At 55.4% G+C, this 13,411-nt stretch carries 11 protein-coding genes; 5 read left to right on the top strand and 6 right to left on the bottom strand.

Annotated features, from left to right (window positions below; genetic code table 11):
- Window positions 1-15: 15 nt before the first annotated feature.
- From KQ933_RS25060 to KQ933_RS25080, 5 genes are all read right to left on the bottom strand, one after another.
- On the bottom strand, window positions 16-645 hold the full coding sequence (locus KQ933_RS25060; RefSeq protein WP_216760517.1) for an alpha/beta family hydrolase: 630 nt from the start codon (window positions 643-645) through the stop codon (window positions 16-18).
- Window positions 642-1,271, bottom strand: a complete 630-nt coding sequence (locus KQ933_RS25065) for a class I SAM-dependent methyltransferase (protein WP_253958413.1) — start codon at window positions 1,269-1,271, stop codon at window positions 642-644. The genes KQ933_RS25060 and KQ933_RS25065 overlap by 4 nt, the downstream gene beginning before the upstream one ends.
- A 580-nt stretch (window positions 1,272-1,851) precedes the next feature.
- On the bottom strand, window positions 1,852-3,168 hold the full coding sequence (locus KQ933_RS25070; RefSeq protein ID WP_216760518.1) for a UDP-glucose/GDP-mannose dehydrogenase family protein: 1,317 nt from the start codon (window positions 3,166-3,168) through the stop codon (window positions 1,852-1,854).
- An 84-nt stretch (window positions 3,169-3,252) separates the two neighbouring features.
- Window positions 3,253-4,680, bottom strand: a complete 1,428-nt coding sequence (locus KQ933_RS25075) for a mannose-1-phosphate guanylyltransferase/mannose-6-phosphate isomerase (RefSeq protein ID WP_216760519.1) — start codon at window positions 4,678-4,680, stop codon at window positions 3,253-3,255.
- 43 nt (window positions 4,681-4,723) lie between these two features.
- Window positions 4,724-6,148, bottom strand: a complete 1,425-nt coding sequence (locus tag KQ933_RS25080) for a phosphomannomutase (protein WP_216760520.1) — start codon at window positions 6,146-6,148, stop codon at window positions 4,724-4,726.
- 289 nt (window positions 6,149-6,437) lie between these two features.
- On the opposite strand from KQ933_RS25080, the gene ung reads away from it, so the two are divergent.
- From ung to KQ933_RS25095, 3 genes are all read left to right on the top strand, one after another.
- Window positions 6,438-7,130 (top strand): uracil-DNA glycosylase, encoded by a 693-nt coding sequence (gene ung, locus KQ933_RS25085; RefSeq protein ID WP_216760521.1) that lies wholly within the window; start codon window positions 6,438-6,440, stop codon window positions 7,128-7,130.
- 129 nt (window positions 7,131-7,259) lie between these two features.
- Entirely contained in the window at window positions 7,260-8,192 is a 933-nt protein-coding gene (locus tag KQ933_RS25090; RefSeq protein ID WP_216760522.1) for a VOC family protein, read from the top strand.
- Between the two features lie 14 nt (window positions 8,193-8,206).
- Window positions 8,207-8,815 carry an alpha/beta hydrolase gene (locus KQ933_RS25095; protein ID WP_216760523.1) on the top strand — a complete coding sequence of 203 codons (609 nt, stop codon included), beginning with the start codon at window positions 8,207-8,209 and terminating at the stop codon, window positions 8,813-8,815.
- Between the two features lie 62 nt (window positions 8,816-8,877).
- Here KQ933_RS25095 and KQ933_RS25100 read toward each other — a convergent pair whose 3' ends face one another.
- On the bottom strand, window positions 8,878-11,157 hold the full coding sequence (locus tag KQ933_RS25100; RefSeq protein ID WP_216760524.1) for a polysaccharide biosynthesis tyrosine autokinase: 2,280 nt from the start codon (window positions 11,155-11,157) through the stop codon (window positions 8,878-8,880).
- Between the two features lie 479 nt (window positions 11,158-11,636).
- Between KQ933_RS25100 and KQ933_RS25105 the strand changes: the two genes are divergently transcribed.
- Window positions 11,637-12,242 (top strand): SGNH/GDSL hydrolase family protein, encoded by a 606-nt coding sequence (locus KQ933_RS25105; protein WP_253958426.1) that lies wholly within the window; start codon window positions 11,637-11,639, stop codon window positions 12,240-12,242.
- 33 nt (window positions 12,243-12,275) lie between these two features.
- Window positions 12,276-13,406, top strand: a complete 1,131-nt coding sequence (locus KQ933_RS25110) for an endo-1,4-beta-xylanase (RefSeq protein ID WP_253958414.1) — start codon at window positions 12,276-12,278, stop codon at window positions 13,404-13,406.
- The last annotated feature ends 5 nt before the right edge of the window (window positions 13,407-13,411 follow it).

Below are 13,411 nucleotides of genomic sequence, written 5' to 3' on the forward strand. Positions count from 1 at the left end.
GCGTTGGTCCGTTCGCTACAGTCGTCTTGCCCAAGCTACCGTATAGTCGGACAGTCGCCGCAAATGGTCGCCGACGGAATATCCGGAGATCTTCTTTCGCGGCTTGAGATCGTGGTCGCCATCTTCCAGCCAGAGCAGATCAATCTCACCTGAGAGCGTATAGGATTCGACCTCTTCCCTCGATCCGAAGGGATCACGCGTTCCCTGGCAGATCAGTGTGGGCATGTGCAGGCTTTCCAGATGCGCGGTGCGAAGTTGGTCCGGCTTTCCCGGTGGGTGAAACGGATATCCGAGGCAAACCAGGCCCCGGGCTTTTTTCGCCGCGAAACTCTCATCAGCGATCATGCTTGCAACGCGGCCTCCCATCGACTTGCCACCGATGATGAGTTTGCCGGCGTTTAGTTCGCTGATCGCCGTGCGATATTCATCGAGCAGGTGGTCGGCACGCGGGGGAGGCTTGACCGCTCCGGTCAGGCGACGCTGCGCCATATAGGCGAACTCGAAGCGCGCTACCCGGAAGCCGCCGTCTGCGAGTGCTTTCGATAGATCCGTCATCGACGCGGAATCCATCGCCCCACCGGCGCCATGAGCCAGGAGGATTGTGAAGGTGGCCGTTTCCGGCCCTGTGATCAAAAAGCTGGTCATCCGTCAGGCTTGGTCGCGAATACCACCATTGATTTTGCAAAAGCCGGCACGCGGCCCGTCCGGACGATCTTTATCTGCCCGAACCCTGTATCTGCAAGGAGTTCGTAGATAGTCTTTGCGGACCAAAACTTTATATGTCCATGCTCCCGAAGAGCCATGAAATGCTGGTCCATCATTCCGGTTGCCGCGAGAGCAAGGTTCTTCCAATAGCCGTGAAACGGGGTCGATAGGACGAATAGACCTCCGGGACGGAGGAGGTCGAAGGCGGTTCTGGCAAAGGTATGAGGACGATAAAGATGTTCAATTACTTCGAGTGACAAAACCGCATCCCATGTACCGTACTTGTCGGCAAGCGGATCATAAGCAGATGCGTTTTCCACCGGAAGCATCGGGTACTTCGCTCTTGCCTGGCTGATGCCGTTTATCGACGGATCGATACCAAAGACCTTGAAGCCACTATCGGATAGGCGCTGTAGTACATCGCCGGTGCCAACTCCGATCTCGAAAATCGTGCGAATGGATGTGTTGCGTTCTAACTCTTGAACGACGGCGGGATAGATATAATCCTGCGCCAAATTCGGGTTTTCGTGGATGTAATCGTCAGCATTATCATCTGCGCTACGCAAGGAGAGTACCCCGCATATCTCGACTACATTATGTATTAGATATATGGAAATTAATGAAAGTAAAGGGCGGGGGCAGTAAGAAAGAAGGTAACGCTGGATTTATCTCGTGCGGTTACTGCTGCGGAAGCAATATTCTACCATAGGTAGATGTAAATCTTACGCTAATTCACTAACAGACTGTTCGAACCATCCCGACTTCTCGATCGGCAATTTGAATGCTCGGAATATCTGGCACGTAATAGTCTCAGATTGTGGCCAGGGCAATGAAGTCGTAGCGGTGAGTGGCATTATCGGCACCGTGGATCGAACGTAGACGAGCGTGGATTTCGATGCCGTTCCTTTTTTCGCAGGTCGAATGCATGAGACATCTGGCCTGCGAAGAAAATAGCAGCTTCCGATACGCCTTGTCTTTCAGCAAGGAGATGCGAAAACTTGGCCAGCGCCGGACCGTGCGCCTTCTTCCGCCTGACATTGCAACGGTTCAGACGCAAAGCCGGTCGGCCGATATCGGTCGTGTAACGGGCGGCGGGCCTATGCAGACAATGAGCCCCGCCGTCTCCGCTATTGGAGGAACGTATTCCTACTTCTTCTCCGGCTTCTTGCCGATGGCAAAATATTCGAAGCCGTGTTTGGTCACGTCGCTCAGCGAATAGATGTTCCTCAGATCAACGATCACAGGAGTCTTCATGATAGTTTTAAGGCGCTTCAGATCAAGCGCACGGAACTCTTCCCACTCGGTGACGATGACGATTGCATCGGCATCAACGGCGATCTCATAGGGATCCTTCCCGTAAGTGATCGGGCCGAGCATGCTCTTTGCGGCCTCCATGCCCTCCGGATCGAAAGCATGAACTGCTGCGCCGCCATCGAGCAAAGCCTGAACGATGGTGATCGATGGCGCATCGCGCATGTCGTCGGTGTTTGGCTTGAAGGTCAGGCCGAGGATGGCGATCTTCTTGCCGCGCACATCGCCGTTGCAGGCGGCGATGACCTTGCGGCCCATAGCGCGCTTACGGTTGTCATTAATCGCAACCGTCGTTTCGATGAGGCGTATCGGGCTGTCGAAGTCCTGTGCGGTCTTGACGAGCGCGAGCGTATCCTTCGGGAAGCAGGAGCCACCGTAACCAGGGCCTGCATGCAGGAACTTATCGCCGATGCGCTTATCCATGCCGATGCCCTTGGCAACCTTCTGGACGTCCGCACCGATCTTTTCGGAGAGGTCAGCGATCTCGTTGATGAAGGTGATCTTCATCGCAAGGAAGGCGTTGGCGGCGTACTTGATGAGCTCCGACGTCCGGCGTTCGCAGAAGTAGAGAGGCGCTTCATTGAGATAGAGCGGGCGGTATACCTCGCGCATGACCTCGATGGCGCGCGCATCCTCGGTACCGATGACGATGCGATCGGGACGCTTGAAGTCGGTGATAGCCGCGCCTTCCCGCAGGAACTCCGGATTGGAAACGACAGCAATATCCTTTTCCGGAAACTCTTCGCGGAAGATGCGCTCAATTTCGTCACCGGTGCCGACCGGGACGGTGGATTTTGTTACAACGACCGTAAATCCCTTGACGGCGGCAGCGATTTCGCGCGCCGCAGCATAGACATAGCTCAGGTCGGCATGGCCATCGCCGCGCCGTGATGGCGTGCCAACAGCGATGAAGACGACGTCGGCTTCGCCGACCGAGGGGGCAAGATCTTGTGAGAAATCAAGGCGTCCAGCTTCGCGGTTCTGCTGAATAATGGCTTCGAGACCAGGCTCAAAAATCGGCACTTCACCGGCTTCCAACGCCGCAATTTTTGCTTCGGACTTGTCGACGCAAGTCACGTGGTGACCAAAGTCGGCAAAGCAGGCGCCAGAAACGAGGCCGACATAGCCGGAACCAATCATAACGATACGCATGAAGCTATCTCCAAGTTAATAACGCCACTTGGGCTATATGCTGCAACGCAACAAATCAAGCCTAAATGGCGTTTTAAGGAAATGTTAAGAGCGACCAAATTCGTCGACAATGCGAATAATGTCGTCTTCGCCGAGGTAGGAGCCGGTCTGGACTTCGATGAGTTCCAGGACAATTTTGCCGGGATTCGCGAGACGATGGACCTCGCCGAGCGGGATATAGACTGATTCGTTTTCGCGCAGCATCTGCACGTTCTCTCCGATCGTAACTTCTGCCGTTCCCTTCACGACAACCCAGTGCTCGGAGCGGTGGTGGTGCCTTTGTAGCGACAGTTTTTTGCCGGGTGTCACGAAGATGCGCTTCACCTGGAAGCGGTCGCCGTTGAAGATTGACGTGTAGCCACCCCAGGGACGATAGGAGGTGGGGTGCGTCTCCGTCAGCTTCGACGTCTTCTTCTGGCCGGCAAGCAGCTTGACGAGGTTGCCGACTTGCTGGCTTTCCTTCAGCGGACCGACATAGACCGCATCCTCGCTGGCAATGACTGCGACATCGTCCATGCCCTGAACGGCGAGATGCACGCCATGGGTCATGACGAGCGAGTTGCGGGTGTTGACAACAGTCGTGTTGGCAGCGGCAATGTTCCCGTTTTCGTCCTGAACGCCGGTCTTCCATATCGCATCCCAACTGCCCAGATCCGACCATTTGAAGGCGGACGGCACGACCACAGCCTTGGACGTCTTTTCCATGATTGCGTAATCGATGGAGATGTCAGGACTTTTCGCGAATTCCTCTGCGTCGAGACGTGTAAAGTCCAGGTCACGTGTCGCTCCGGAAACAGCCTTGCTGGCTGCCTTCAGAACATCCGGTGCATAGTCCTGCATTTCGGAAAGCAGCTCAGTGACCGGGAACATGAAGATGCCGGAATTCCAGTAGAAACCACCGGCGGCCAACATTTCCTCGGCTTTTTCGCGAACTGGCTTTTCAACAAAGCGCTTGACCTCGTGCGTGCCGGCCGAAACTTGCTTGCCGGCCTCTATATAACCATAACCGGTCGCCGGTTCGGTCGGCGTTATGCCGAAGGTAACAAGCTTGCCCTTGGCTGCTGCATCCCGTGCCGCGCCGATGGCGTCGAAATAGGTTTCATCAGCAAGAATCTCGTGATCAGATGCCAGCATCTGGATAATGGCGTCTTTGCCGAAATGCTCGGAGGCCAGAGTTGCTGCTGCTGCCACTGCCGCAGCAGTGTTGCGGGCAACAGGCTCCAGCAAGACGGCGGCAGGCTTAATATCGAGTTCGCGGGCCTGTTCTGCAACGAGGAAGCGAAAATCCTCATTCGTTACGACGATGGGGGCCTCGTAAAGGGCCGGATTGGCAACGCGGACCAAAGTCTCCTGAAACAGCGTCCTATCCCCAACGAATTGGATGAATTGCTTCGGCGCGGTTGCACGCGAGAGCGGCCAAAGGCGCGTTCCCTTGCCACCAGCCATGATCACGGGGATGATTTTCTGTGTCATCGGATGTTCTTCCTCGAAATGTATGGCCAAGTTTGTCGCATGCTTAGCGGGCTTCTGCCCAGCGCTTAATTCGGGTTAGTCCGGCGTTCAATAGGTCTGAGGCGGCTGTCTCGCCCTCGGCTTCTACGTAACACCGCATTTCCGGCGCGTTGCCGGACGGACGGAAATGTATGATGCGGCCATCACGCAGCGTCACGCGCAAACCGTCAATATCGCTTTTCGAGCCAACTTCCCCGATAGGGTGCAGGAACTCCGCAAGATTGGCATCGGATGCTCGCAGGTAGTTCATCAAGGCTGCGCTGGTTTCGACCGGGAAATTCTCAAGGCGGTCGGCCGCGGCGAAGGGCAGCTTATAGGAGGCTGCAACGGCCGAAAGCGGCTCCCTGCGGATCGCAGCAAGCGAAAGCGTCGCCAGCATCGGCAGGAAACAATCACGTGTCGGCAATGCCCGCACGTTACGGCCGTTAATATCGAAAGGCGTTGCCGTCAGCATCCCACCATTCGCCTCGAAGCCCATGACGAGATCCTTGCCAGCGGCAACCGCTTCTTCCATGCCGGCAATCACGAAAGGGGAGCCGACGCGAGTGCGGATGACGCTGAAGGGCCCGGCCGCTTCAATGCCGGAATTGGAGGTGACTGGCGTGACGACGATCCCGGCGCCCAGGAAGTTGGCCGCGATCAACCCGAGAAGATCGCCGCGCAACGGCATTCCGGTCTCGTCGGCAACCAGTGGACGATCGCCATCGCCATCGGTGGAAACAATCGCATCAAGGCCACGCGTTGAAGCCCAGCCCTTCAGGAGGGCGATCGTCTCTTCGGAAACGGCTTCGGTGTCGACGGGAATGAAGGTTTCGGACCGACCAAGGGCGACGACCTCGGCACCGTAATAGGCGAGGATATCGACCATCAGGTCTCGGGCGACGGTGCTGTGCTGATAGACGCCGATCTTCATGCCGGCTAGTGCGGCTTCAGGCAAGAGGGCCGTATTGCGCTCGAAGAAGAACTGCAGGCACGGCGCAGAGTGATCCTCGCAGGTGGCGGGCGCGCTGACGACAGCTTCGCCGGAGGCTTCGATTTCGGCAGCAAACCGGGTAATGGCAGCTTCGTCTGCTTTGTCGATCTCGCCGTCAGGACGGTAGAACTTGATGCCGTTGCGGTCCGCTGGAATGTGCGAACCCGTTATCATCAGGCATGCGGCCTTTCTCTCGATGCCATAAAGTGCAAGTGCCGGCGTCGGAACGGTACCGCAGTCGAGAATCTTGAATCCGAGGCTTGACAGTGCACCGGCGCAATTGCCGGCGATCTCCGGGCTGGAGTCGCGGTAGTCACGCCCGATCAGGATGACATCGCCCTGTTCTGCTTTCTTGCTCTGTAGCAAATATTTGCCGAAAGCCGTGGCATAGAGCGCCGATGAGCGTCCTTTGAGATCCGCTGACAGACCGCGAAGGCCGCTTGTCCCAAACTTCATGCGAAACACCCTCGCGTTGTGAACAACCGTTTCTACTGTGCTGATTTGCTTGGGTAAACAGCAAAATTAGGACATAGTTAAACCGGCGGGCGGCATAACTAAGTATTGCCATCATTTACGCGTCGTTACCAGAGCTTTTGCTAATGTTATTGAATTTCAGATTTATGACGATTGCTCGCCTTTGCGAGACTGAAAATATTCCGCTGCAAGCGTTGCGTATTGCGGGTATAGACACTTTTGCTAGAACCGCTGTCCTACATCAAGAGCGTTGATCCCGGAGGTTTGCGTCGTGAACGAGACGTCGGTTACTCTAGAAGAGAGCTGGAAGGCGGCTCTCGCCGGTGAGTTCGCAAGTCCTTATATGCAGCAGCTTAAGACCTTCCTGCTGGAGCAGAAGGAACTCGGACGGCGGATTTTCCCCAAGGGCAGTGAATATTTCCGCGCGCTCGACCTGACCCCGCTTGCGAAGGTCAAGGTCGTGATCCTTGGACAGGATCCGTATCACGGTGTGGGGCAGGCACATGGGCTGTGTTTCAGTGTGCGGCCTGGCGTGCGCATTCCACCGTCGCTCGTCAACATCTATAAGGAAATGGAGACGGATCTCGGCATTCTGCCGGCGCGGCACGGCTTCCTGGAACATTGGGCTCAGCAGGGAGTGCTGCTGCTCAACAGCGTGCTGACTGTGGAGGAGGCGCAGGCTGCCTCGCATCAGGGCAAGGGCTGGGAGCGGTTTACCGACGCCGTTATTCGCAAGGTGAACGATGAGTGCGACGCTGCCGTTTTCATGCTCTGGGGTTCTTACGCTCAAAAGAAGGCGGCTTTTGTCGATGCAAGGCGGCATTTGGTGCTGAAGGCGCCGCATCCGTCGCCGCTTTCGGCCCATAACGGTTTTTTCGGATCTCGGCATTTCTCCAAGGCGAATGCATTTCTGCAATCGCACGGTCGGGAGCCGATCGACTGGCAGCTTCCCACCAATCCATGAACGCTTCCGCATTGTCGTTCACAAAATGAAGACAATGCGTGTCGGCTTGCCGGTCTATGAGAAACGGGTGGAAGAGCTCATTTATGACCCATCGAAAGCCCGCCCGATGCGGGCAGAAAGAGGTCTCAAATGCTCGATCAAATCAAGGGTCTGCACCACGTCACATCGATGGCGGAGGACGCCCGCACCAACAACCAGTTCTTCACCAATGCGCTGGGCCTGCGCCGCGTCAAGAAGACCGTCAATTTCGACGCTCCCGACGTGTATCACCTCTATTACGGCGACGAGACCGGTTCTCCGGGCACGATCATGACCTACTTCCCGTTCCCGAAGATGCCGCAGGGGCGCCCGGGTACCGGTGAAGTCGGCACTACGGTCTACTCGGTTCCGCAGGGCTCGCTCGGGTTCTGGAGCGATCGGCTGACGAAACTCAATGTCGGCGGTTTGAAAGCCGAGGAAACCTTCGGTGAAAAGCGCCTGAATTTTGCTGGCCCTGACGGGGATGGTTTCGCGCTCGTCGAAGTCAAGGACGATACCCGCGCTCCCTGGACACATGGCGGCATCAGCGAGGATCAGGCTATCAGAGGCTTCCACTCGGTCGCCATGCGGCTGAAGGATGATGGCGCCACCGCCGAACTCCTGAAGTTCATGGGTTATGAGGTTCAGGAGGAACAAGACGGGGTCAAGCGGTTCGTCATTCCCGGCGGCAACGGTGCGCATCTCGTCGATCTCGAAACCATGCCCAATATCGCTCGTGCGCTCCCGGGCGCCGGTTCTGTCCACCATGTCGCCTTCGCCGTCGAAAACCGCGAAAAGCAGCTCGAGGTGCGCAAGGCGCTGATGGATACGGGCTATCAGGTCACCCCGGTCATTGATCGCGATTACTTCTGGGCGATCTATTTCCGCACGCCCGGCGGCGTGTTGTTCGAGATCGCAACCAACGAACCAGGTTTCGACCGCGACGAGGATACGGCTCATCTCGGCGAGGCGTTGAAGTTGCCGCAACAGCATGCTCATCTGCGCGCCCTTATCGAGCAGCATCTGCAGCCACTTGAAGCCTAAGCGGAGGCAGGACAATGACTGACAATGGTTATGTGCACCGGCTGCATGCCGGTGCGCCCGGCAAGCCCATCCTTTTCGTGCTTCACGGAACCGGCGGCGACGAGAACCAGTTCTTCGACTTCGGCAGGCGACTGCTGCCGGAAGCAACAATCGTTTCGCCGCGCGGCGATGTTTCCGAATATGGGGCAGCCCGTTTTTTCAAGCGCACGGGTGAAGGGGTCTATGACTTGGCCGACCTCGCGCGGGCGACTGCGAAGATGACTGACTATGTCCGGGATCTGGCGGCGACACACGACGCCTCCGAAATTCTCGGGCTCGGCTTCTCGAACGGCGCCAACATTCTGGCGAACATATTGATCGAAAAGGGCCTGTTCGACGCAGCAGCACTGCTCCATCCGCTCATCCCTTTTCGGCCGCGCGCCAATCCCGATCTCGGCGGTCGAAGGGTCTTGATCACGGCAGGCCAGCGCGACCCGATCTCCCCGGTCGCGTTGACCGAAGCGCTTTCCGACTATTTCGGGGCCCAGCAGGCGGAAGTGCTGTTGGAATGGCATTCGGGCGGTCACGATATCCGGCCGAATGAAATAGAGGCGATCGGTAAATTCTTTGCGGAATATGCCTGATCAAAAATTATGCGGCGAATTTCGCCGCATAATGCATTTCAGAGTCCAGTTGGAAAGCGGTCTTACGCTTCGTGGTAGTAGGCCGAGTAACGGCTGTAGTAGTACTCGCCTGAGCCATATGAATGGTAGAGTTTCAGTTTGGCCGTATCGACTTTGTTCAGTATTACGCCAAGGCATTTCTGTATCAATTCCGGGTGGCTGCCGAACGTCGATCGAACGACCCGTCGGGACGTATGGCCCCATTCGATGACGGCGAGCGACGCGTCAAGCATCGGCCCAACAGCCTTGGCATCCACCACAGGGCCAAGCGGTGGCAGGTCGATCACGATATAATCGAAAAAGCCGCTCATCTCCTCTAGGAGGTTTGCCATTAGTGGCGACGACAGCAAGTCAGATGAGTGAGGAATGCGGCGTTTGACAACCGCTGCGACAAAGGCGAGCTTCGTCTTGCTGTCGACAAGGACTGAATCTCTGATTGGTTTTTTATCGAGAAGCGTTTCGATAATCCCGTTTTCGGCATGCCTGCCTATTGCGCGGGTTGCGCCGGGGTTGCGCAGGTCGCCATCTACTAGAAGCGTCCGAGATCCCTGCATCGCCAACAGTTGCGCGAAATTGATCGAAACGGTCGATTTTCCCTCGCCGGGCAAGCTCGAAATGATGCCGATGATTTTGCACCTCTTCCCGGGGTTGGCCATATCGACAGCAAGCTTGGCGCTTCTGAGCGTTTCGGCGAAGGCCGAAAGTGGATGATTGACTACATACCGCGTCGCTAAACTCACATCGCTCAAGTCGCGTGGAGAGCCGGAAGTGGCAGGCGGGGGGGCGAGCTCTGTCTCAGACATGAGCGGAACATGGCCTATATACTCCATACCCAGCTCATCTCTGACCTGCTCACCCGTGCGGAAGAACCTGTCACGGAATTCTCGATAGGCCCCGATGCCGCCTCCAAACGCTGCCCCAGCGAAGATCGCCAGTGCGATTATCAAAGGCTTCTTCGGAGAGCTTGGACGCGTGGGAATTTGGGCCTTCGTGATGATGCGAGATTCAGTGATTGGGAATGACTGCTGCTGAGTTGCTTCCTGGAAACGTGTCAAGAACGTCTGGTAGAGGTTCTTATATGTATCCGCGTTGCGCTCCAGTTCGCGTAGCTGCACCTGTGTTTCGTTCGCTGCACTGGAAATGCCTGTCGCATGCGCCACGCTGTCTGCTAACGATTTCTCGCGTGTTTGGGCTACTTCCAGTTCGCTCTGGTAACTCTCGGCGATGCGATTCAGCTCTTCGAACATCAGCCGTTTGTATTCCGCCATCTCACCGCGCAATCTTACCGCCTGTATATGGTCTGGGCCAAGACGCGCCTCCAGTTCCGATTCGAACTTGGAAGCTTCGAGATACTTTTTGCGAAGGTCGTTCGAGATGGAACTATCCAGCACATCAGTGACGATTGCGTCCGTTTTGCCAGAGTCAATGATTGCCTTCACGCGGTCATATCTTGCCTGGGCCTTCGCAGTATCCGACTGCGCCGTTATGAGGGCACTGTTGAGTTCGGTTAACTGTTGATCGCTGAGCAGCAATGAACTGCCATTTGTCGACACAGCGACAAGCCCATGCTCGGACCGGAATTTCTGAACGGCCAGATCTGAATCCAGCGCTTTTTGTCTGAGTTCATCAATTCGTTTCTGTAACCAATCACTGGCTCTTCTGGTCGCATCGTACTTTGAATTCAGCTTATCCAGAAGATACGCATTCGCAATCGAATCAGCGATATTGGCTGCGAGTTCTGGTGAAGTTGATGTATAACTGATCGACAGGGCGTAGGATTTGCCCGTCCTTTCAACATCCATGTTGTTTGCGACGTTGGTGGCAGCTTTTATGCGTCGCAGGTCTTGATCAACGGCGCCGCCGCCGTCGTCCGAAAACCATCGTCGAAAATCGACCGCTGATCTTATCATGCGTGAAAGCGACGGTGGGGCCGACATGAAAACCGGGTTATCGAGCAAGTTGAGTTTATCAACGACGGCTAGTCCAACCGTGTCAGATTTAAAAAGCTCGACTTCGCTCAGAATAGCGCCATCATCATCAACTTGAACGCCCATATTCGCCAGTTGATTCAAAATCTCGCTGTTACCGCGATCGATCAGCACGCTTGTCGTCGCAGTAAATTGCGGGACGGCGGTGAGAAGATAGGCGATGCCAAATAGCAGGAAGACGAATACCGAAACCGCCACAACCAGCCATTGCCGCCGTGCGATCGAGAACAGTTTTTCGAAATCGATAAACTCTTCCTGAGTGTCGCCGGTCGGTTCGTAATCGCTGTTCGGAATCGCTTTTTCGGGCGAGAGCAATCTTACCTCCATCTGAGCAACCATGGCACTATTTCAAACCGTATCGCCCGTTTGAGGAAAAAATTCGTCGTGCAGCGCAACAGCTACACGACACACTTTAGATTTTCAATATACCACCGGAAACGGCCTTTTCCGGGCGATTTATTAAATTCGGGCTCTTCTGGTTGCAGCAAATCTGGTGCCCCTTCGTCAAATTTTCCAAAAAATCAAACGGTTGCTTGAGTAAGCCGCCACCTACGAGGCGGCGGAATATTTCGCCGCCGACGGCGATTTGCCTGTGTGCAGTGCAAAAAAATCCAGCGCTGCCATTGTTTCGCGTTTCTGACACGTTAACCTGTTGAATAGTGAAATGGGTAGCCGTAGCCGCTAGGCCGAGGAGAAAACGCATAGCTCGCCCAGCTTGGTCGCAGATAAAAACCGATGATTGAGCAACAGGAGCGGCGGATCAGATGCGCAGCATATTGTTAGGTGTCGCAATTATGTTCGGTGCTCATGACGTGATGGCGTCCGCTTCGGAACTAAAGATCGTAAGCTTCGGAACGTCTTTGACGGACATCGGCGGTTGGCAACCCGCCCTGCAGAAACAGCTATCGTCCTGTCTGAACCGAGAGGTCAAGGTGACGAAAGTCGCAATGAGCGGCGCCACGTCATATTGGGCGAAAGCGCATCTGGACAGCGTCGTGAGGGAGAAGCCAGACATCGTTTTGATCGAGTTTTATGCGAATGATGCGACGCTCCATCGTTTCGTCTCCGTGGCCGCCAGCCGAAAGAACATGGCGTATATTCTCGATGAACTGCACAAGAGGCTTCCCGACGCCCGGATCATTGCCATGGCCATGAACCCCTTTTCCGGGATTCGCGGAGTCGTCCGACCTTTCGTTGATGATTATATCGAGGCACACAAGCAGGAGGCGCAAAATAGACACCTGGAGTTTGTAGATTTTCGTGGTCTCTGGATGCAGCTTTCGCCTGCGGAGCGCGGGCAGGCAATACCGGACGGTGCGCATCCAAAGCCGGAGGCTGCAGCGCGGATCATCATTCCCGAGCTCGTCGATCGCATTTCGGACTCAGTGTGCAAACAGTAGTCGCCATCGTTCGAACTATCGCTTGTCGGAGACGTGAACTCCTTCATTCAATGGCAATTTGAAGCAGAATTGCAGTCATCGGAGATTTTGCAAATGTATAGACGCGAGCTTCTGAAAGCTGCTGCTGGCGCAACTGTCGGCCTGATGAGCTACGGATATCTCAATGAGGCATCCGCGCAAGTTGAAGATTCTCTGAGAAACCTGGCGGACAGGAAAGGCTTTCGATTCGGCAGTGCCATCGACTACCAGAACCTACAGGACGAATGGCTCAAAGATCTCTATAGGACACATTGCAATTCACTGACCGCCCGAAATTCAATGAAATGGGTAGGGACTGAACGCTCCCCCGGCAAATTTACCTTCGGTCAAGCGGATGCCATTGTCGCCTTTGCGGAAGCTGAAGGCATGAAGAGCTATGGTCACACGCTCGTGTGGAAGAACGTTCCCTCTTGGGTATCGAAGATTAAAGATGCAGCGGAAGCCCGCAAAGTTATGTTGCGCCATGTCCGCGCTGTCGTCGATCATTTCAAGGGTCGAGTCGATGCCTGGGACGTCGTCAATGAGCCGATGGAATATGATACGGCGGAGATGCGCTCTTGGACAATTCAAAATCTGCTGGGAGACGACTACGTAACAGAGAGTTTCTTGGCCGCCCATGAGGCCGATCCAGACGCGGTCCTTGTTCTCAATGAAGCTCATCTGGAAAAGGTAGGCTCGAATTTTGAACAACGACGTATTTTGCTGCTGAAACTGATAGAGGCGCAACTCGCAAAGGGTGCGCCGATTCACGCAGTTGGACTCCAGGGGCACTTTCGCCCGGGCATCGATAAGCTCGATGAGGCAGCTGTTGCACGGTTCTGTGGAGAACTGAAGGATATGGGCCTTTCCGTATTCATCACGGAACTCGATGCTTCTTGCCGCTTCACCTATGCAGACAAGAAGTTCAACGAAGCCGATTACGGCAAAATCTTCGAGTCTTTCGTCACGACTGTAGCGGAAAGCGCCAACTTGAAGGGTGTAACGGTCTGGGGTCTGGCCGAGAGGTACGGAGAGCTGGAGCCGAAGCCAGTCGGTGCATGCCGCAAGTACATTAACCTCTATGACGACAATAACGAACCTAGAAGTACAGTAGAGGGTCTCACGGCTGCCCTGAACAGTCTATAAACCCG

The sequence above is a fragment of the Rhizobium sp. WYJ-E13 genome (assembly GCF_018987265.1).
Classification (GTDB): domain Bacteria; phylum Pseudomonadota; class Alphaproteobacteria; order Rhizobiales; family Rhizobiaceae; genus Rhizobium.